This window comes from Nitrosomonas marina, from assembly GCF_900111605.1.
GTDB lineage: Bacteria > Pseudomonadota > Gammaproteobacteria > Burkholderiales > Nitrosomonadaceae > Nitrosomonas > Nitrosomonas marina_A.
In genome coordinates this window covers 64,889-84,890 of sequence record NZ_FOIA01000009.1, presented here as the reverse complement: position 1 = coordinate 84,890, position 20,002 = coordinate 64,889, and the positions used below count along the sequence as shown (strand labels likewise).

The 20,002-nt window shown below is 47.1% G+C and carries 17 protein-coding genes; 7 read left to right on the top strand and 10 right to left on the bottom strand.

Annotation, left to right across the window (positions count from 1 at the left end; genetic code table 11):
- Positions 1 to 455: 455 nt before the first annotated feature.
- Positions 456 to 1,850, top strand: a complete 1,395-nt coding sequence (locus tag BMY62_RS05770; RefSeq protein WP_256207448.1) for a cytochrome-c peroxidase — start codon at positions 456 to 458, stop codon at positions 1,848 to 1,850.
- Between the two features lie 119 nt (positions 1,851 to 1,969).
- Here BMY62_RS05770 and BMY62_RS05765 read toward each other — a convergent pair whose 3' ends face one another.
- Both BMY62_RS05765 and BMY62_RS05760 read right to left on the bottom strand, forming a co-directional pair.
- Positions 1,970 to 2,785 carry an NYN domain-containing protein gene (locus BMY62_RS05765; protein WP_090657562.1) on the bottom strand — a complete coding sequence of 272 codons (816 nt, stop codon included), beginning with the start codon at positions 2,783 to 2,785 and terminating at the stop codon, positions 1,970 to 1,972.
- A gap of 82 nt (positions 2,786 to 2,867) precedes the next feature.
- Complete coding sequence (locus BMY62_RS05760; RefSeq protein WP_090657560.1) at positions 2,868 to 3,623, bottom strand: hypothetical protein; 756 nt, start codon at positions 3,621 to 3,623, stop codon at positions 2,868 to 2,870.
- A gap of 508 nt (positions 3,624 to 4,131) precedes the next feature.
- Here BMY62_RS05760 and BMY62_RS05755 point away from each other — a divergent pair.
- The gene (locus BMY62_RS05755; protein ID WP_090657558.1) at positions 4,132 to 5,709 is read left to right on the top strand and encodes a sensor domain-containing diguanylate cyclase; all 1,578 of its coding nucleotides are present in this window, start codon (positions 4,132 to 4,134) and stop codon (positions 5,707 to 5,709) included.
- Positions 5,706 to 6,083 carry a hypothetical protein gene (locus BMY62_RS05750; RefSeq protein ID WP_090657556.1) on the top strand — a complete coding sequence of 126 codons (378 nt, stop codon included), beginning with the start codon at positions 5,706 to 5,708 and terminating at the stop codon, positions 6,081 to 6,083. Before BMY62_RS05755 ends, BMY62_RS05750 begins: the two co-directional genes overlap by 4 nt.
- Positions 6,084 to 6,108: 25 nt before the next feature.
- Here the strand turns inward: BMY62_RS05750 and zapE are convergent, their stop codons facing one another.
- From zapE to ovoA, 3 genes are all read right to left on the bottom strand, one after another.
- Positions 6,109 to 7,335: a cell division protein ZapE gene (gene zapE / locus BMY62_RS05745; RefSeq protein ID WP_256207447.1), complete on the bottom strand. Its 1,227-nt coding sequence runs from the start codon at positions 7,333 to 7,335 to the stop codon at positions 6,109 to 6,111.
- Between the two features lie 106 nt (positions 7,336 to 7,441).
- The gene (locus BMY62_RS05740) at positions 7,442 to 8,626 is read right to left on the bottom strand and encodes a MalY/PatB family protein (protein WP_256207446.1); all 1,185 of its coding nucleotides are present in this window, start codon (positions 8,624 to 8,626) and stop codon (positions 7,442 to 7,444) included.
- Positions 8,623 to 10,737, bottom strand: coding sequence for a 5-histidylcysteine sulfoxide synthase (ovoA, locus tag BMY62_RS05735; RefSeq protein WP_090657555.1), 2,115 nt, complete (start codon positions 10,735 to 10,737; stop codon positions 8,623 to 8,625). The genes BMY62_RS05740 and ovoA overlap by 4 nt, the downstream gene beginning before the upstream one ends.
- 328 nt (positions 10,738 to 11,065) lie before the next feature.
- Between ovoA and BMY62_RS05730 the strand changes: the two genes are divergently transcribed.
- Both BMY62_RS05730 and BMY62_RS05725 read left to right on the top strand, forming a co-directional pair.
- Entirely contained in the window at positions 11,066 to 11,485 is a 420-nt protein-coding gene (locus BMY62_RS05730) for a hypothetical protein (RefSeq protein WP_256207445.1), read from the top strand.
- Between the two features lie 44 nt (positions 11,486 to 11,529).
- Positions 11,530 to 12,099: a hypothetical protein gene (locus tag BMY62_RS05725; RefSeq protein WP_090657553.1), complete on the top strand. Its 570-nt coding sequence runs from the start codon at positions 11,530 to 11,532 to the stop codon at positions 12,097 to 12,099.
- Positions 12,100 to 12,182: 83 nt separating this feature from the next.
- On the opposite strand, the gene nadB is transcribed toward BMY62_RS05725, so the two are convergent.
- Together nadB and BMY62_RS05715 are read right to left on the bottom strand one after the other, a co-directional pair.
- The gene (gene nadB, locus BMY62_RS05720) at positions 12,183 to 13,784 is read right to left on the bottom strand and encodes an L-aspartate oxidase (RefSeq protein ID WP_090657551.1); all 1,602 of its coding nucleotides are present in this window, start codon (positions 13,782 to 13,784) and stop codon (positions 12,183 to 12,185) included.
- A gap of 178 nt (positions 13,785 to 13,962) precedes the next feature.
- Positions 13,963 to 14,403, bottom strand: a complete 441-nt coding sequence (locus BMY62_RS05715) for a hypothetical protein (RefSeq protein WP_090657549.1) — start codon at positions 14,401 to 14,403, stop codon at positions 13,963 to 13,965.
- A 334-nt stretch (positions 14,404 to 14,737) separates the two neighbouring features.
- On the opposite strand from BMY62_RS05715, the gene BMY62_RS05710 reads away from it, so the two are divergent.
- Together BMY62_RS05710 and aroG are read left to right on the top strand one after the other, a co-directional pair.
- On the top strand, positions 14,738 to 15,328 hold the full coding sequence (locus BMY62_RS05710) for a protoglobin domain-containing protein (protein ID WP_090657547.1): 591 nt from the start codon (positions 14,738 to 14,740) through the stop codon (positions 15,326 to 15,328).
- A gap of 400 nt (positions 15,329 to 15,728) precedes the next feature.
- The gene (aroG, locus tag BMY62_RS05705) at positions 15,729 to 16,787 is read left to right on the top strand and encodes a 3-deoxy-7-phosphoheptulonate synthase AroG (RefSeq protein WP_090657545.1); all 1,059 of its coding nucleotides are present in this window, start codon (positions 15,729 to 15,731) and stop codon (positions 16,785 to 16,787) included.
- Between the two features lie 95 nt (positions 16,788 to 16,882).
- Here aroG and BMY62_RS05700 read toward each other — a convergent pair whose 3' ends face one another.
- From BMY62_RS05700 to rfbC, 3 genes are read right to left on the bottom strand one after another with little or no spacing between them, the layout of a single operon-like run.
- Positions 16,883 to 17,713 carry an alkaline phytoceramidase gene (locus BMY62_RS05700; protein WP_256207444.1) on the bottom strand — a complete coding sequence of 277 codons (831 nt, stop codon included), beginning with the start codon at positions 17,711 to 17,713 and terminating at the stop codon, positions 16,883 to 16,885.
- Between the two features lie 3 nt (positions 17,714 to 17,716).
- Positions 17,717 to 19,069, bottom strand: coding sequence for a DNA repair protein RadA (gene radA / locus BMY62_RS05695; RefSeq protein WP_090657543.1), 1,353 nt, complete (start codon positions 19,067 to 19,069; stop codon positions 17,717 to 17,719).
- 18 nt (positions 19,070 to 19,087) lie between these two features.
- On the bottom strand, positions 19,088 to 19,639 hold the full coding sequence (rfbC, locus tag BMY62_RS05690; protein ID WP_090657541.1) for a dTDP-4-dehydrorhamnose 3,5-epimerase: 552 nt from the start codon (positions 19,637 to 19,639) through the stop codon (positions 19,088 to 19,090).
- Positions 19,640 to 20,002 lie beyond the last annotated feature (363 nt).

The following is a 20,002-nucleotide window of genomic DNA, read 5'->3' as shown; positions in this document are numbered from 1 at the left end:
TTGTTTCGATACACTTTGAATGTGATAATCAGGTTGCAAAGGTAAATTCATCGCTCTACCAAAGTTTTTACTGTTTAAGGTTACCCTGCAATCCTGCCTTGACCGGCATTTCACCGGGAACGGACTATTGAGGCGTAATATAAGATACAGAGAACAGAATTCACTACAGCAGAAAAACAGCTGATTGATTGTCTGATAAATTTTATATATACAGGATACGTGTTTGCCCGTATTTAATTTAACAGACATTTCCGATATTTTATTGTTCTCGGCTTTATTAATCGAAACCCCTGAATCTGGTTTTGCGCCAGGCTAATATTGAAGGCACATATGATTATCAAAAATAGCCTGTTACGCTAAAATCGTTGCACCCGGTTTTTTTTGCTGCAACGGCTTATAATGAAAACGACAGATAATAGTTTTAATACGTTTTGACAATCAATTGTGGAGGTCATATGAAACTGATTTTAATACTTGCTTTTTTTATGTGCGCACAGGCGTATGCGTCTGAGGATACGCGCGACCATCCTGATGCTGAAAGCGAAAGTGTACAGGAACATAAAAGTAAAAAACATGACAATGGCAAACGTGGTGACGACCCTGAACATGATGGTATGAAACATGGCAAAGACAGCCACGATGGTGGTCATGGTCACGGACATGGTGGTGACAAACATGGCGACCACGATGACGATCACGGTCATGGTGGCGGCCATGGGAGCAAGGGCATGAAACATGACGGCGACGACCATAGCGGAGGGCATGGCCACGGACATGGTGGTGACAAACACGGCGACCATGGTGACGATCACGGCCATGGCGGCGGCCACGGGCACAAGGGCATGAAACATGACAGCGACGACCATAGCGGAGGGCATGGTCACGGACATGGTGGCGACAAGCACGGTGACGATCACGGCCATGGCGGCGGCCATGGACATGGTCATGGCGGCAAACTGGATGAAACCCGCCTCAAACAATTTTTTGAACCACTGCCTGAGTCCATAATCGATGAGCAGAAAAATGCTGCACTGATCAAGCTTGGAAAAAAACTTTATATGGATCCACGATTATCTGTAAATGACAAGATTTCGTGCAATTCATGTCACAGCCTCAGCAATTTTGGCGTGGATAATGAGCCGACATCTCCGGGCCATGAAGGCAAGCGTGGCGATAGAAATTCCCCAACAACCATGAATGCAGCGCTTCATATTGCTCAGTTCTGGGACGGCCGTGCCGCGGATGTCGAGGAGCAGGCACTGGGACCGATATTGAACCCGGTTGAAATGGGCATGCCCAGCGAAGAAGCCGTTGTCAATAAACTGAAAGGCATCGCCGAATATAAAGCGTTGTTCGCCGAAGCATTTAACAATGAAAAAGATCCGCTGAAATACAAAAACATCGGGGTTGCGATCGGTGCTTTTGAACGGACGTTACTAACGCCGTCACGGTTTGATGATTTTCTCAGGGGTGACAAAGACGCACTCAGTAAAAATGAAAAAAGAGGTTTGAAGAAATTCATTAACATGGGCTGCGTCAATTGTCATAATGGTGCGGTCATTGGTGGCAACTCCTACAAAAAAATCGGCTTGGTAGTGCCCTATGAAACTTCAGATATGGGTCGATATGAAGTCACCGGGCTTGAAAACGACAAAAAAGTTTTTAAGGTGCCGAGTCTGAGAAACATTACCAAAACAGCGCCGTATTTTCATGATGGCTCAGTCGAGACACTGGATGAAGCGATTGAGCTCATGGCTAAACATCAGCTTGGGCGCGACCATGTCGGCCATGGCATGATCAGAGATATCAAAGCCTTTCTGGGCTCTCTGGCCGCCAAAAACGCCGAGTAACCGCTAACTACTCCGAAAGGTGCGCGCTACTGAATAATGTACCACTTCAGCCGTGCGCGCGCCTTATCTTATGTTCGAATCAGTAACGTGTCCGATACCCCAAAAGTACAATAACTTAGTCATTCCTCCTGCGCGATACTTTTTATGATGTACCCGCCTGACTTCTCATCGTGTTCCAGCTCCAACAGGTTGCTGTCCTGTGCCGCCTCGAGGAGCTTTCCAAAAGTTCGAAATCCGTGATAAGTTTCATTGAAGCCCGGTTTACGCCGCTTTAGCGTCTGCTTGACCATTGATCCCCAGACTTTTTCTTCGGCACCGCGTTCCTCGAATAAGTCCTCAACCGTTTCCATAACCATATCCAGCGCTTCCTGCTTTTTGTCTTCTTCGGATTGCGTATTTGCCTGCGGTGAAGCTTTCTTGGCTGTGGATTTGCGCTTTGCCTTGCGCTGTTTCTCTGTTTCGCGAATCAGATCGTCGTAATAAATGAATTCGTCGCAATTGGAAATCAACAGATCGGATGTGGATTTTTTAACACCGACACCGATGACTACCTTATTGTTTTCACGCAATTTGCTAACCAGCGCCGAGAAATCGGAATCACCACTGATGATAACAAAGGTATCAACGTGCGCCTTGGTATAACAAAGATCGAGTGCATCGACAACCATGCGAATGTCTGCCGAATTTTTGCCCGATTGACGCACGTGTGGAATTTCTATCAGTTCAAAGGCCGCTTCATGCATGGCCGCCTTGAATTCTTTGTAACGTTCCCAGTCGCAATATGCTTTTTTTACAACGATATTACCCTTGAGCAATAGCCGCTCAAGCACTTTTTTAATATCGAAAGCAGCATACTTGGCATCCCGCACACCCAGCGCGATGTTTTCGAAATCACAAAACAATGCCATGTTTTGCGTCTTGGGGTCTGCGGCCATATTATCTCCGGTTATTAGACGTACGCGCTGAAGCGTAACACATACTGGTCACTGGTCAAACCACCAGCCGTTGTCGATAACGCTAGACGACTTTCTCCAGTGCAGGCCGGTATTTTTCTCTGGCATTCCCAATCACCGGATCACCGTGGCCCGGAAGGACATGATTGAACTCATAATTCAGCAGATCACTGACTTCCCCGCTATCGACACCGGAATACTTGAGCCAGCCGGGTCCAATATGATAAGGGTGAAAAAACCCCATGGTCTTCATCATTACTTTGGCCAGCCAGTTATGATACTCATCCGGATGGGGTGTATTCTGCAGTGAATCCGCAGTTATCAGGATACCGCCGTTTTGTTCGAGTCTCAAAACGGCTTCGGGCGGCCGAGCTGATTGAAACCAGATCAGCGATGCATTGGTTACGGGTAACCGATCACCAACATCCAGCACGACATCCGCCTGCATGTAACCCGTTTCGGAATCATCAGGAAGATTACTGATTTTGTGTGTATAAACATGGCCTTTCAGCGCATAAACAGTTGCATGATACTGCGATTTGTAAAAAGCATCGTCTCTACCGTGAAATCCGCCAATTCTGATTACAGTGCTTATTTTTCCAAGACTCTCCAGTGCCAGCATTCCCGATTCAGATAACCGTATCGGATTAATCAGGATCAGTTCGTCGTTTTCTTTGATAACTGTCATAGACCGCGAGATATGCATGGGCAAAAACATGGCCATTTTGAGTTGCCCTTTCACAAACCAGACATTTTCAAACAACTGCACGATGCTGCCATGAATTGATGGTGGATGGATGACACATCTTTCCTTTTTCATAATAACCCTGCCAATTGCTTTTTGGGCTCTTCAGTAGAGACACTAGTGTATGTGATGAGTACCTGATGCTGAGCGTATCATTGTAAACGATCCGGTTTGCAAAAAAACCCAATCTCCGTATCCACCAGGTTTTGGACTGTCATGTGGTTATTGTTTATTCAGGCAACGATGCTGTAAAATATCGCGGCGTTCGAACACGAATCGAGGCATGAGGTGTAAACCAAACCAAAAAAACGAAAACAAGTTCATTCCTTGATTAATTGCCTGACCCACTTTTGCTCACACTGATTCCTATTGCCAGTTTGCGTGATCTTCACCAAAACCGGTCCTGGTGATTGATATTCACCGCGAATCAGACTGTTTTTACAGAACATGCATTCCAACCATTTCTGGTTGAATAATAACCGGATGATGCTGGCCATTATCAAGACAGTCCAAGCACAAGTGGTCAATTTGATACAGAATCGTTGAATATAACATGCCAACATAGTTAATTGATCAGAAAAACATGAATAATCAGTTGCACCTGCATATCACACGCATCGTCACGCTGGCTGCCATTCTGTTTGTCATCATTGTTTCGACCGCGTTCCTGTTTTACACGCGAACCGTTCAGCAGAATTTTATGGAAAAATCGATTGAACAGTTGTTTCTGGCAATCAGCAATCCGGCAAAGGTTGCAGCATTTCTCGGAAATAAAGAACTTGCGACTGAAATTGTTGAAAGTTTGTCTAAAAACGATTTCATTTCCACTGCTATATTGACCAGCGTATCTGGCCTGAATATATCATCAAGTGAGCCATTACCCGGCTCCGATAACATTCTGTTTTTTTCACTTCACAACCCGTTTGATTCAACCGAGCGCGTTGGCGAAATTCGAATACACCCCAATCAGCAAATGCTGAACCAGTACGTCAAAAATTCAACACTGGAACAAGTTTTCATTCTGCTTGCTTTGGTTCTGCTTGTCGCAGTACTGATGCTGAATCTGATGCACCGCGTCTTGACCACTCCGATTCAATCAATAGCCGCCAGCCTGCACAGGATTAAACCCGGCGAAACAGGCCAGCTGATTTGTCCCCAGGGACATGAGCATAATGAAATCGGAAAACTGGTAGCCGACATCAACAAACTGCTGACATCAACCCGCTGCACAATCAATCAGGAACGGAAATTACGCAGTCAAGTGGAAAATATGGAAAAGCATTTCAGACTCATATTTGAACGCGCCAGCGCCGGTATTTTCCTGCTTGATAACGGGTTTTATCTGACATCATCGAATCAGGCTTTTCAGAAAATAGCGGGCATTGTCGAAGATGAGCGCAGGAAAAATATGAAACAAATTTATCTTCCTGATTTATTTTATGATTCAAAAATTGTGCATGAAATGCTTCGGGGTATCCAGAAAACAGGGCGGCAAACCGCCTGCGATCTCAGACTCGATGCGACGGTCAATGGTGAAGAGCGCTGGTTGCACTGTTTGTTCTCCACCGTACAAAACGACCTGTCAGAAACAATGATTGAGGGACTCGTCATCGACGTGACGGAAAGAACATTCCAAATGGAGCGTATACTGTATGAATCCGAACATGATCCACTGACCAGGTTGTTCAACAGGCGTGCGGGCATGCAATTATTGGAAATCATGTTGTCCAAGGCAAGAAAGAGCGGTCACCTGTTCATACTGATGCTCATTGATCTGGATGGCTTTAAAGCAGTCAATGACAACTTTGGGCATGATGTCGGAGACAGCGTACTGGTTGAAATCGCCAACAGAATGCAAATGACCATCCGTAAAGAAGACGTCCTGATTCGAATGGGTGGAGACGAATTCATCATCGCGTTTGCCATAAAAAGTTTTGTTCGTGACGAAATCGATCTTTTCATTGATAAACTGCAGAGCCGCTTCAAAATGGATATTCAGGTCAACAATTTTCAAAAGGTCACGATAGGGTCCAGCATCGGAATTGCCGTCTTTCCCCATGACGGCGATAATATTGAAACTTTAATCACCAATGCCGATTCGGCCATGTATCAATCCAAGCGCAGTGGCAAAAACTGCGCATCCTATTATCTGGCGGCATGAAAACCCTGTTCAAATTGGTTCTGTCCCTGTTATTGTCCGGACTCACTGGTTTTTATATTCAAACAGTATTGCTTATTACCACTGATCTGTCTGGCTGGGAATGTCTGGTTTTGTCGCTGTCCTGTGCGGTATGGGTTGGATGGCATTCATGGAAACTGCTTGCGGGCGCACTAATTCATGTCAGCGTTGCCGTATTGACCGGCGCTCTCATTTTTGGTGCATTCGCATTCATTTTCAGTTTTTTCGGAACAATGCTGGTAATGACAGACTCCCGGGAAACGGCGTTCACAGGCATTATAATAATCAGCTTCCTGGGTCTGTTACTCGGCGCCGTCAGTGGATATTTTTATGCAAACAGTCAGAAACGTAATTAAAGCAGTCTTTTTACGCTGCAATCAATTATTCGGGATTTGGTTTTCCATGCCCCCGGGTCAGATAATCTTCTGACTGCATTTCAACCAGCCGTGACACCGTCCGATCAAATTCAAAGCCTGATTGCCCCGACTTAAAAAGTAATTCAGGAGGTGCGTCAGCCGAACACAAAAGTTTAACGCCATGCTCATACAACGCATCAATAAAGTGAATGAAGCGCGTTGCTTCACTGGCATTTTCATGGGTAAATTGCGGAATCGCGACTACAATAACGGTGTGATAGGCCCTGGCAATTGCCAGATAATCTGCCGTTCCCAGTGGACTGGCACAAAGCCGTTTAAATGAAAATACCGCAACACCACGTGCCGACTTCGGTACGAACAGTCTGCGCCCCTGCACGATTAGCTCGCCGCTTGGAACTTTGTGCCGATCTTCCACGCTGCGGTCCGTCAAACGAAAAAAGGCTGCGGACAACGCATTAGTAGTCTCTTCATTGACGGGATAAAAATATGTCTCGACACCTTTAAGCCGGTCGTAACGATAATCCACAGGACCATTCAGTGCGATAATTTCCATTTCCGCTTTGACACGATCGATAAAAGGAACAAACCGGTGCCGGTTCAGCCCGTTTTTATACAAGTCATCCGGCGGTCTGTTTGAGGTGGCCACTACAACAACACCTTGTCTGAATAATTCATCAAATAACCGTGCAACAACCATGGCATCAGCAATATCGGTTATCTGAAGCTCGTCAAAGCATAATAACACGGCATTTCTGGCAATCTGCTGTCCAACGGCAGGCATGGGATCGTCCAGATCAATCTTTCTGCCTTGTTTACTTTGTAACTCAGTGACTGCCTGTTTGCGCTGTTGCGAGGAAAGACCGTGCCAGGCTTTCAGGTGATGCTGAACTTCGAGCATGAATTCGTGAAAATGCACGCGCCGTTTGATCATCACTGGTGCAACGCTATAAAACAAATCCATCAGCATGGATTTGCCGCGACCGACGCCGCCATGCAGGTAAATGCCTCTGGGCGATTCCAGTAAACCATGGTGCCTGCGAAAAAAACGGGCAAACCAGCCTTTTTTCAGGATTCCCGCTGGTGCATAGCCAGAGAGCTCATGATGCAGTCGTTCCAATGCCTCAACAGCACTGGCCTGGTCCGCGTCCGGTCTCAGTTCACCGTCCTGCATCAGTTGCCGGTATTCCGACGCGGGCGTCCTGATTGTGCCTGACTGTTCAGTATGTTTCACGAAGTGACAACAGGCACGGATTTATCCTGCTTAAGTAACCGCATCAGCTGTCAATCCGGTGATAAGCGAAATACTCATGGTACACATGCTCGAATTGATACGGCAGTTATCTTGGTCGATCATAGGCCGCTCGAATATTTTCGAGTATCTGTGTAACGATTTTTCGGGATGCGCCGATATTCAGACGCATGAACCCGCTACCTTGTTTGCCAAACAATATGCCTGGGCTCAAACCAACACCGGCCTGCGCAATGAAAAACTGTTTCAGCGAAGCGTCAGTCATTTTCATTGCTTTACAATCCAGCCACAGCAGGTATGTACCTTCGGACGGTGTAAGACGAATATCAGACAGATGCCTGTCCAGAAATGCCGTGACACAGTCACGTGTTTTACCCAGATAATCGCGCAACGCATCCAGCCATTCGTCCCCTTCCCGGTACGCGATTTCAAAAGCAACGTTACTGAACGGATTGGAAGCGCTGACGTGCCAGGTCTCGAAAATCGAGACAACAGCTTTACGAATTGTTTGATCCGGAATGATTAGCATGGACAGATTCAGGCCAGGAATATTAAATGTTTTGCTCGGCGCCATTGCTGTAATTACGCGTCTTTCACTGCCTGGAAGAGTGGCCAGCACAGTGTGCCTGCATTCCGGATAAACCAGATCGGCGTGGATTTCATCGGACAGAATCATCAGATCATGCTTTTCAGCAATTTGCAATAATCGCGCCAGTTCTTGCGACGTCCAGACTCGCCCGACGGGATTATGCGGAGAACACAGCAACAGCAATTTCGCTTTCTGCGCGCAATACTCAAGGTGATCAAAATCAAACGTATAATGGCCGCGTTCGAATTTCAACGGATTCTCGATAAGCTTTCTACCCGCTCGGGTAACAGCCGAGAAAAACGGAAAATAAACCGGTGGCTGGATAATCACAGATTCACCGGGCTGGGTAAATGTCATGACAGCCGCATTTAGCGAAGGCACGACACCGGGACACATGACAATCCAGTCGCGCTCAATCGCCCAGCCATGGCGCCGCTGCATCCAGTCAATCGCTGCCTGGTAAAGACTGTCAGAAAACAGCGTATAGCCATAAATCGGATGCCCGGCGCGTTCGATTAGTGCCTGCGTAACCGCAGGTGGCGCGGCAAAATCCATGTCTGCCACCCAGGCCGGTATCACATCCGGCTGGCCGAACATGGCCCCGCGACCATCGTATTTGGTGCTGCCGGTACCAGTACGATCAATATTTCGATCAAAAAAATCCGGGCCGATACCGGTACTCAAAGCATCCGCTCCCAGACAGTCACCTCTGACAAGGTATGCTGATGTTTATGGCTTGTTTCGCGGATTACAAACGGAACCGATTGCGGCCCCTGAATCAGTCTAAAATGCCCACCAAGAATTTCTTTCAATCCGTCCAGCGTGGTGAAATTTTCACCGTCACGTTTGTAACCGCCAATCCAGTGCTCTTTCTTGGTATGTTCTGTCAGCCAGGTATAGGGTGAAGCAATCATTAGCAATCCGCCCATATTGATACGCGTATGAATGGTACTGAGCAGCTTGGCCGGCTCATACAGTCGATCAATCAGATTGGCGGCCAGAATCAGGTCGTATTCCGTATAAAGCGGTTTCAAGTTACATGCATCACCCTGATAAAAGTCCACCTTATTTTTAACGCTCTCCAATCCCAAACCGCTCAGGGTGCGTTCCTTGTAGAAAACCAGATCGCCTTCGTCAGTCAGTGTATAACGCAACACGCCCTGCTGTGCCAGTTGCACGCCCTGACCGATAAAGCGTGCGGAAAAATCGATACCGGTAACATGATCGAAATGGCGCGCAAGTTCAAATGTCGATCGCCCAGATGCGCAACCGAGATCAAGTGCCTTATGCGCAGAACGGTCTCCCATCGCCGCAATCGCCAGGTCTGCCAGTGCCTTGGGAAAATTGGGCACGTCAAAATACGTATCGCCATAGTGAAATTCTGCGTATTCCGACAGCAGTTTGTCGGTTTCATAATTCGAGGTTTGAATCACGGCCGGGGCGTCTGAAACAACATAACGAAACCCGGCATGCTGGTAGAAATGCCGGCGAAAGGCGTATCGCGAACTCCGCAACGTCTCGTTGCCGCAGGAAATCCACGATCCGCCTTTGATGAGGTTGTGCTGATTGTCAAAAGTCGGTGTAGTAAAATCATCATACAACGGATGCACATCAAAACCTTCGAACGGATAAGTCGGTGTCTCCGTCCACTGCCAGACATTACCGACAATATCGTAAAACTCGCCCTGCTGAAATTCATTGACCGGACAACTCGAAGCGTAATAATCCAGATGCAGATTACCAGTTGCGGGTTTACCGTGCGGAACTTCAGAAAGACCGGCAACATCGTATAAGCGGTACCACTCATCTTCAGTTGGCAGCCTGAACGGCTTTCCGGTAGTCTTGGCCTTCCAGTTACAGAACGCTTTTGCTTCATGGTAATTGACGTCGACCGGCCAGTCCCAAGGCATTGGTATTTCATCAGTCATGGTACGCATAAACCAGTGCTCTCCCTTTTTGACCCAGAAAGCGGGATGTGTCGCTTTACAAAAATTGCGCCACGAAAGACCTTCTTCTTCCCAGTAATCATCGGTCTGGTATCCATTTGCTTCGACAAAGGACCGATATTCCTGATTGCTGACAAGATACCTGCTGGCCTGAAATGCAGTGATGTCGGCACTATGGTGACCATACTCATTATCCCAGCCGTAGTGCATATGTGAGGATTTACTCTTTCCGGTTTCGATCGTACCGGCCGGTACCGAAACAAGCTCGTTGGCTGGTGCAACGCCGGTTTTTTGGCAAGGACGCCACTGCTCGTGCGGCTGAACATAATCTATGGCATGCTGCCTGATCAGCACAGACGATGTTTCCAGATGAATCTGTTCATGCTCGATACCCATCAGAATCGGCCAGAAAGGGCTTTCCCAGCTAATCGGCAATGTCAGTGGCAGGTCGCTGATCAATTTGTCAACCATTTCGCGCATTCTGCGCCGGTATGCTGTGACTTCCTCGACCGCAGGCCAGTCGTAATGTGTATTGTCCAGGTCATCCCAGCTCATTTCATCCACGCCGACTGCAAACATCGATTCAAACTTGGGATTGATCCGTTCAGTAATCAGGCCTGCCAACATCAGCTTATTGACGAAAAAGGTCGCTGTATGTCCGTAATAAAAAATTAACGGATGGCGCAACGAAATTGATTTTTTGTAATACGCCTCATCATTACGTAACGTCCTAAAAAGTTGTTCATAACAATCGAGCGTAGCATGAAAATACGTGCGAATCTCTTCGCGTTTGGTATTGGCTTCTTCGCCATTGAGCAAAGGCGTTCTCTGAATCAGTTGTGTTGACATATAGTGTTGTAATCATCAAATTATTCAAAATCTGGGCGTTATTATAACCTCTCGAAAAATGGTAATCACTCTCATCCGAAAATTTAGGTCACCAGCAACATTCTGGATTTTTTGCAGCGCGACATATTTCTGCCCGCATAAGGAATTCGGGTGATTATACCGAACCCATCGAAAACGAGAGTATATGGAGGGGTGCTGGAGGAGGTTGGCAATTCGAACTATAATGCACGGAGCAGTTGTAAATTTTCCGCCAGCGCGAGGACATATTATGAATTACCTTTATGTTTTGATTAAGTTTATATGCATACCTGCTGTATTCCTGACAGTAATGCATATATCGCTTGCAAGCGAATCTCCCGGCGTTCAATGTGACACGCAATCTGAAACCAATCACCCGTGTCCATTTGAACTACCCGCTGACACGATATCCAAACTCAAAATTGATGCTGGTTTTGGCTGGGGAATCTTCAATGGCAGCATCTACAATGGCAATAGCGAATACACTGTCACCCAACTCGACATCAGTATGGAGCCTGTCCACGATCACCATACGATGGAGATGACACACGCTAAACACGCTGGATCACATGAACCCAGAATGAAGCAGATCAAAATGAACCTTCAGCCGCTAACCAAGGGCGCTATTTCATTGGCTTTGGACGATGATGTAGTGCATGTACATGACTTCAAATGGAAAGTAGTCAGGATCTATGGCTATAAAGCGCAGAAAGGAAAAAAAACGCAATAGATACGTCATGACACATTTTATCTGTCACGCCCAGAGTGAAGTTCATGCAACAATCTATTAAAAATATCCGCAACATCCTGATTTACACCGCCAGTGTTTCCCTGATTTCCCTGGTTTATTTCATTTACGCTTATTCCAGTTATCCTGTTCCCGAAGAACGCGAAACTTTTCTCTCTGAAGTGGGTGAATTTTTCGGCAAAACAGGCCTGGGTCTGCTTGGGTTCATTTATTTACGTACGGTTTTGAAGTTGATGCTGGGTCAAGGCAAGCTGGCACAGCGATTGCTGCCCGATTATCAGCCGCCTGTTCATTCCTCAGCCCTGGAGCAGCTGCTTGCCTGGATGAACCGTACCCATGTTTATTTCGGTATCGCGGCCATAGCTGTTATGCTGCTGCATATCTCCTTGATGGACATTTCACGCTATAGTCATATTTTATTTTTTCCGGCATTACTCGTACTGATCGTCTGGCAGGGGTTATTTGGTATGTTTCTGGCCTGGCGTTACTCACCTGCCGAATTGAAAAAATTCTCCCATGTGGTGCATGCGCAATTCATTACCGGCATTGCGATTGGGATTTTTGCCTTTTTCGGGCATATTCTCATCGACGACTGATCACTATTAGCAAACAGATGTTTGCAACTGTAGTCATTGCAGTATCGGCGCAACGCATCATGCGAAGAAGTCAGCTGTTGCTGCTATAACGACTTCTGCAACACAGTATCACGCGCCTGCGACAGTAATGCCGGATAATCCCTGCTGTAATGTAATCCACGACTTTCGTGCCTGAGCATCGCGCTACGCACGATCAGGTCGGCAGTGTCGACCAGGTTGCGCAATTCAAGCAAGTCGCTTGACACACGAAAGTGGGTATAAAACTCATTGATCTCTTCGCGCAACAGATCGATTCTGTGCTGCGCGCGCTGCAAACGCTTGGTAGTACGAACAATGCCGACATAACTCCACATACAACGACGCAATTCATCCCAGTTATGCGATATGACAATTTCTTCATCGGCATCGGTGACACGGCTTTCGTCCCAGTCAGGTATCTCGGGCATTGCTGTCGAAGTTTGGCCGTTGATATCCTGCGCGGCAGCACGGGCAACAACCAGACATTCAAGCAACGAGTTGCTGGCGAGCCGGTTTGCGCCGTGTAACCCGGTATGGGCTGTTTCACCTATCGCGTATAAATTTTTCAAATCCGAACGCCCTGCCCGGTCTGTCAAAATACCGCCACAGGTATAGTGCGCCGCCGGCACAACTGGAATTGGCTCCTGTGTCAGGTCTATACCCAGTTTCAGGCAATGCGCGTAAATAGTCGGGAAATGCTGTTGCAGAAAATTTGCCGGCTTGTGCGAGATATCAAGATAAACGCAATCCAGGCCCCGTTTTTTCATCTCAAAATCGATTGCTCGCGCCACAATATCACGTGGCGCCAATTCTGCACGTTGATCATGGGCGGCCATAAAGCATTCACCATTCGGCAATTTGAGCAGGCCACCCTCGCCGCGAACCGCTTCACTAATCAGAAACGATTTGGCGTGCGGATGATAAAGACAGGTCGGATGAAACTGTATAAATTCCATATTGGCAACACTGCAGCCCGCTCGCCACCCCATTGCGATCCCATCGCCCGTCGCCGTATCAGGATTGGTGGTATACAGATAAACCTTGCTTGCGCCGCCAGTGGCTAGCACAGTATTTTGCGCTTTAAACGTACGTACATGTCCGCTGCCGCGGTCCAGTACATACGCCCCCAGGCAGCGCCTGCCAGCAGGATTCTTATTCGTATTGCCGCGGATTTTATCGCTGGTGATCAAATCAATGGCGATATGCTGTTCCAGAATCACGATATTCGAACAGTTGCGCACCTTTTCGATCAATGCTTGCTGAACCGCCTTGCCCGTTGCGTCCCCGCTGTGAATAATGCGCCGCGTACTATGACCGCCTTCCTTCGTCAGATGATAGCCGGTATCGTGATTATCGTCTTTACTAAATTCGACACCCTGCTCTACCAGCCACTTGATAGCTTCTGGCGCATGCTCGGCAACAAACCGGACTGTTGATCCATCACATAAACCGGCACCGGCAATCAGCGTATCCTGCACGTGTTTTTCTGGTGTATCTTCATCGGATAAAGATGCAGCGATACCGCCTTGCGCCCATCCGCTCGCACTGTCATTAAGAGTCAGTTTTGTAACAACACCCACCCGCTGAGTACCCGCCAGATTCAAAGCAAGCGTGAAGCCGGCCAAACCGCTGCCTATAATTAAAGTATCAAAATATAAATTATGCATTCACGCTGATAAAGCATACCTGGTTATTATTCGTATTATGTAAATGCTATCATAGCAGAGTGCACAACCTGCATGCGAAATCTGTAAATTTACAACCGCGACAAACCCTAGTACTCTGGCAATATCATATTGATAGAGTACGAGCCTAGCTGTATTGATCTTTCATGACAAATTGTAGTTATTCGCACGATACTAAATCGATAGTGCCCTGCTGATAGATACCAAAAACATCGTTTTCACCATCTCTCTTTACAAATTCTATAACATTCCATGTTCCACTTAGGGTTGAAGGATTCAGTTTGGCTGCAAACGTTTCTGTCCAGAACTCTATACCTTCCTCACGGTCAGCACTCACTATGGTAAGTTTCACGCTGTCACCAAGCAAAATTGCATTGCCGTGCGCTGCGGACAGTGTGTTTTCATAATCAACCGAGCCAAATAATGCAAAATGGCCGCCTTCTTTTTCGTAAACACCAAACTTGTATTTCCAGTACGGTTCGCCATTTTGGCTAAATACCTGCCAGCAAAATTCGCCACGGAATGTTTCCGCAATAGAGTTAGATACACCCGTCAACATAACAATGACGGATAAAGTCCCGATTATGCGTTTAATTATCATTCTCCTCTCCATAATTTAACAATGTTGCCCTGTTTACCCATCAACAAAACCATCCCATTCAATACGATAGTTCATTTAACAAAGACAAACTCACAGAAAATATTAAAGTATCTGAATTTACAAGGGAATACACCCTATCAGATGACGAAACCAGGCTATATTCATCCGCACATCAATACGGTAAAATCCGCTTTCGGCATTGATTCTGATCATGGGTTATTACCCGCTGTTCGAGACTTCTTGCCTAATCTGGTGCACATATCGCAATAGCTTTGACTGTTGCATATGTCAACATGTTCAACATTTACAAATGCAAATCAAGAAAAGGAATTTTATGACAACCAATATCCCCGGATATACATACGGCAGCGCAGAAGTAGCACGATCTCCGTTATCAATGGACGATTTTGCCAATTTAAAACAGGCAACTTTATTTGGCGACGAAGATGTCCGCTACCTGAAAATGTCGCACGATATTCTGAAAGACCAGGTTGAACAAATTCTCGATGTCTGGTATGGCTTCGTAGGTTCTACGCCGTTTCTGCTTCACTATTTCACCAACAAGTCTGATAATCAGCCAAATACGGATTATCTTGGCGCGGTACGCAAACGATTTGGCCAGTGGATTCTGGATACCGCAAATGCCAATTATGATCAGGACTGGCTGAACTACCAGTATGAAATCGGTCTTCGTCATCACACTACCAAGAAAAATAAAACCGACGGCGTTGATGCTCAACCGATTATCCATCTGCGTTATGTGCTGGCGCTGCAGGTACCCATCACGACAACGCTGCGACCATTCCTGGAAAAAGGCGGTCATTCCAGTGAAGATGTTGACAAGATGCAGGATGCCTGGCGCAAATCCGTGCTCATGCAAGTGATTTTATGGTCGCAACCGTATATTCACGAAGGTCAGTTCTAATCCGAAAGATTCGGGGCAGCATTATTGCTGCTCCCGGGCTCCAGACAACCACTTCAATACTTGAAGCTCTGATTCAATTTCAGCCCTGCAGCATCGGCATTGATGACAAAACCGGAACTGATCTGCAATCTCACCGGCTCTGATGGTGTGTTACATATCCCCCATGCCCGGGATTAACAGGACTAGCGGCCTAAATAGCGCCAGTTCGGTCTGGATGCAAGCACTTTAAAGGAATTGAAATGACTGGTACATCGATATGCCGGCAACTTTGAAAAAGGGTACAATTGGTCTGTTTTGACTACTGTGAATACGTTTTTTTTCGATGCAACGTCTCCGATATACATTGAATTATCTGAGACTGTAGACTAAATAAAATAATAAACCAAAAAAATCCACCATTATGAAATTTCAGACCGATGATTTGCGCATTATTGGTATGCACGAACTTCGTCCACCAGTAGAGCTGCACACCGATTATCCATTGACGGAAACTGCAACAGAAACGGTCTACGCCGCACGGCAGGATGCCCACCGCATTTTACAGGGCAACGATGACCGCTTGCTGGTTGTGACAGGCCCCTGCTCCATCCATGATACCGACGCCGCACTGGAATATGCTGTTCGTTTGAAACATTTGCGCGAAGTTTTCAAGAATCACTTGCATATCATCATGCGCGTCTACTTTGAGAAACCCCGCACAACAATCGGGTGGAAGGGCTTGATTAACGATCCTGATCTGGACAACAGTTTCCATATCAATAAAGGATTGCGAACAGCACGCAAACTACTTCTGGACCTGAACAGCCTGGGTATGCCCGCAGCAACGGAATATCTGGATTTGATCAGCCCTCAATACCTTTCCGACTTAATAAGCTGGGCAGCGATTGGCGCGCGTACGACCGAAAGCCAGGCACACCGCGAGCTGGCTTCTGGAGTATCCTGTCCAATCGGTTTCAAGAATGGCACATACGGCAACTTGAACATTGCCATTGATGCCATAGCTGCCGCCTCGCGTCCACACCATTTTCTTTCAGTCACCAAAGAGGGACGTACTGCAATTTTCGCGACCAAAGGCAATGAAGATTGTCACATCATTTTACGCGGCGGTCGCAAACCCAACTATGATGCGGAAAGCGTAGCCTCGGCCATCGAGGCATTGAACAAAGCCAGGTTACCGGCTTATCTCATGATTGATTTCAGTCACGCGAACAGTCACAAGGATTACCGTCGCCAGACAGAAGTGGCGGCCGACGTTGCATCTCAAATAGCGGCAGGCAATCACGCGATTTGCGGCGTCATGATCGAAAGTCATTTAATCGAAGGTAATCAGAAAATTGACGGCAAGAAACGCGAGGAGCTTGTATACGGGCAAAGCATCACCGATGGTTGCATCAGCTTTGAAACTACCGAACAGGTACTGCAACAGCTCTCTGATGCCGTGGAGGAGCGCCGGGGGTAAAACAATAATACAGAGACTGGAAGGCAATGAGAACCCAACCAGAATAAATTGCCATATCTTCTGAATGCTCCACAGAAATAATTGTTTCTGTACGGTCACTGTTTTGCCGACACAGGCACTCTTCTCTGCAGCATTCTCACGATCAACCAGATCGCCCATGCCGCAAGCAAATGTTTTACAGTGTGTCCGCTAACGATCCCGATCAGATTGTAAATCTCGTGATCGAAAGTTTCTGCCAGTTTGGCCAGCGCATAGAATCCGATTACTCGAATTATTTCATTGCCATGGGTATAACGGGAAGGCAAAAGTATACTTAACAGCACTATCAACAATAGCGAGTAAAACTGAATCACAATATAAAAATTCAGATTCCCGATTCCGCGGAGTTCTCCCAGGTACCAGTAAATCACGCTGGCCATCCCCATAAGCGCAAGTATCGGCAAAAAACCTGTTCCCAGCTTCGGATGAATCCGTTCCGACAATACAGCTGCCAGCAAAGCGGTAACACCTAATGCGATTGGCAGCCTGTCCCAGAGTAGACTGGCATTATCTGGCTCCCAGTGATAATAAGCAGAACCCGGCACTACCATGACAGCACTGACAAACACAAGCAGGTAGGGGAAGTATTCGGCAGTTGTCAAAAAACACTGCTGCTGGCACTCGTTCAATCTCCTGTATGAACGCCAGAGAAACAATAAACCCGCCGATCCACTTAGCAGAATCGCGAGATTTGAAATTACATTCATGAAATTCGGAATGCCGAACAGTAAACGCTGATCGGCAAACTGATGGTAGGCTTGCGGTTGCGAGGTTGGCGGCATAGATACAGCCAGCAACACAACTGCGAATGAAAATATCAACAACAATATTAATCGTCTGCGCGTTGATTGATTGAAAGTACCGGCAGGAATCATACAGCGTATCAACGGTTACTCATACATCTGTGCCACCGCCTCGCCTATCCTGGCGACAGCCAGTACCTCAATACCGGACACCGGTTGTTTGGTTTTGTTGGCCAATGGAATAATTGCGCGCGTAAAACCAAGCTTGGCTGCTTCTTTCAGTCGCTCCTGTCCACGCTGAACAGGACGCACCTCCCCTGCCAGACCAATTTCACCAATTACCACCATTTTTTTTGCCAGCGGTTTGTTTTTTAACGACGAGACAATGGCCAGCAACACCGCAAGATCTGCGCCTGGTTCAGTAATTTTTACGCCTCCGACCGCATTTACGAAAACATCCTGATCAAAACACGGAATTCCGGCATGACGGTGCAAGACCGCCAGCAACATCGCCAACCGATTCTGCTCCAGGCCAACGCTCAGTCGCTTGGGATGTGATGCACGGGCATCATCGACCAGTGCCTGTATTTCAACCAATAGCGGACGCGTACCTTCCTGTGTCACCATAATGCAGGAGCCCGCCACCTGTCCGTCATGATGTGACAGAAATAATGCCGAGGGATTTCTGACTTCACGCAGCCCCTTCTCGCTCATGGCAAATACACCCAGTTCGTTCACTGCACCGAAACGGTTTTTGAATGCACGCACCATACGAAAACTGGAATGCATGTCACCTTCAAAATACAATACGGTGTCGACCATGTGTTCCAGTACACGCGGCCCGGCCAGTGCGCCTTCCTTGGTAACATGTCCAATCAATATCAGCGCAATACCGCTTGCTTTGGCCATCCTGGTCAGTTGAGCTGCGCATTCCCGCACTTGCGCCACCGAACCTGGCGCGGATTGCAGCGTTTCAGAGTATATTGTCTGAATAGAATCAACAACAGCAATATCAAGCTGATTCCCACTCAATACCGTCTGAATTCTGTCCAGTTGAATTTCTGCAAAAAGCGGCACTGACTGCACATTCAAGGCAAGACGTCTGGCACGTAACGCAACCTGTTGAGCTGATTCCTCGCCGCTGATATACAGAACCTGATGTTCAGTCGACAAATGCGCCAATGCTTGCAGCAATAATGTAGATTTGCCAATACCGGGATCCCCACCCAGCAGCACAACACCACCTCGCACCAGACCGCCGCCGAGTACCCGGTCAAGCTCGGAGATACCGGTCGAATATCGAGACTCCTCCTGCACCTCGACATCACTCAGGTTTTCCATTCTGTCAATTTTCGATATCGGACTAAATCGCGTTACCTGTTTTTCGGCTACTGTTTCGACCAGTGTGTTCCATGACTGACAGTGTGTGCACTGCCCTTGCCATTTCAACATCTGCCCGCCGCATTCCGTACAAACATAAATTGATTTCTGCTTTGCCATTGCGCTATCTGGTTTTTTTTACAAAGCTTCGTAAACCTCTGCTGCTTTGAGCGACAGCCCTTGCATGTCCTTTTCAGAAAGAATCGGTTCTCCATCGATAGGCCAGTCAATACTCAGCACAGGATCCTTCCAGAGAATACAGCGCTCATGTTGCGGCGCCCAGTAATCGGTTGTCTGGTACAGAAAATCAGCGTATTCAGACAGCACGACGAAACCGTGCGCAAACCCGGCAGGCACCCAGAGTTGTCTTTTGTTTTCAGCGCTCAGAATCTCGCCAACCCAGTGTCCAAAAGTCGGCGACTTACGGCGCAAATCAACAGCTACGTCGTAAACTTCACCTGCAACCACTCGAACCAATTTGCCCTGTGGCTGCCTGATCTGGTAATGCAGTCCGCGTAGCACCTGTCTGGCTGAACGGGAATGGTTTGCCTGCACAAAGGACACATACTCACCGATCACGTGTTGAAACTCTCGCAAATTAAAACTTTCGAAAAAAAAACCGCGTGCATCACCAAATACTTTCGGTTGTATCAAAAAAACATCGGGTATATCCAGTTGTGTTGCTATCATCGGTCAAGACTCAAATTTTCCGTTTCGGTAGCTGTTGCAGGAAGCATCCTGTAGCTATTCCCTGCCTGTCGAATGGGTGCTTAAGAATGGTACAGATCATATCCGAGGAATTATCATCACTTAAAAAACCGTAGCGGGTTATCGTAGCAAATATACGGTTCGCCAGTCAGAAAAACATTGGTCATCCTGAGATTACTGACAAAAAAACAAACCACAGGCTTTCGGGTAATGATCGTACCAAAAACGCGTAAAACAATCGGTCAATCACGTGCTGAACCAGAAAACATTGTACTATATTACTCCTGATCACATAAAACCCAAGCAAATGCTTCTAGCTTAAAATACTGGCTGTCGTTCATATAA

Excerpts from the sequence above, each read along its gene's own strand:
- aroG (WP_090657545.1), top strand. The coding sequence starts at position 15,729 with ATGAAATTTCAGACCGATGATTTGCGCATTATTGGTATGCACGAACTT.
- BMY62_RS05730 (WP_256207445.1), top strand. The coding sequence starts at position 11,066 with ATGCATATATCGCTTGCAAGCGAATCTCCCGGCGTTCAATGTGACACG.
- BMY62_RS05715 (WP_090657549.1), bottom strand. The coding sequence starts at position 14,403 with ATGATAATTAAACGCATAATCGGGACTTTATCCGTCATTGTTATGTTG.
- BMY62_RS05770 (WP_256207448.1), top strand. The coding sequence starts at position 456 with ATGAAACTGATTTTAATACTTGCTTTTTTTATGTGCGCACAGGCGTAT.
- BMY62_RS05725 (WP_090657553.1), top strand. The coding sequence starts at position 11,530 with ATGCAACAATCTATTAAAAATATCCGCAACATCCTGATTTACACCGCC.
- rfbC (WP_090657541.1), bottom strand. The coding sequence starts at position 19,639 with ATGATAGCAACACAACTGGATATACCCGATGTTTTTTTGATACAACCG.
- BMY62_RS05760 (WP_090657560.1), bottom strand. The coding sequence starts at position 3,623 with ATGAAAAAGGAAAGATGTGTCATCCATCCACCATCAATTCATGGCAGC.
- BMY62_RS05765 (WP_090657562.1), bottom strand. The coding sequence starts at position 2,785 with ATGGCCGCAGACCCCAAGACGCAAAACATGGCATTGTTTTGTGATTTC.
- BMY62_RS05750 (WP_090657556.1), top strand. The coding sequence starts at position 5,706 with ATGAAAACCCTGTTCAAATTGGTTCTGTCCCTGTTATTGTCCGGACTC.
- radA (WP_090657543.1), bottom strand. The coding sequence starts at position 19,069 with ATGGCAAAGCAGAAATCAATTTATGTTTGTACGGAATGCGGCGGGCAG.
- ovoA (WP_090657555.1), bottom strand. The coding sequence starts at position 10,737 with ATGTCAACACAACTGATTCAGAGAACGCCTTTGCTCAATGGCGAAGAA.
- BMY62_RS05710 (WP_090657547.1), top strand. The coding sequence starts at position 14,738 with ATGACAACCAATATCCCCGGATATACATACGGCAGCGCAGAAGTAGCA.
- nadB (WP_090657551.1), bottom strand. The coding sequence starts at position 13,784 with ATGCATAATTTATATTTTGATACTTTAATTATAGGCAGCGGTTTGGCC.
- BMY62_RS05755 (WP_090657558.1), top strand. The coding sequence starts at position 4,132 with ATGAATAATCAGTTGCACCTGCATATCACACGCATCGTCACGCTGGCT.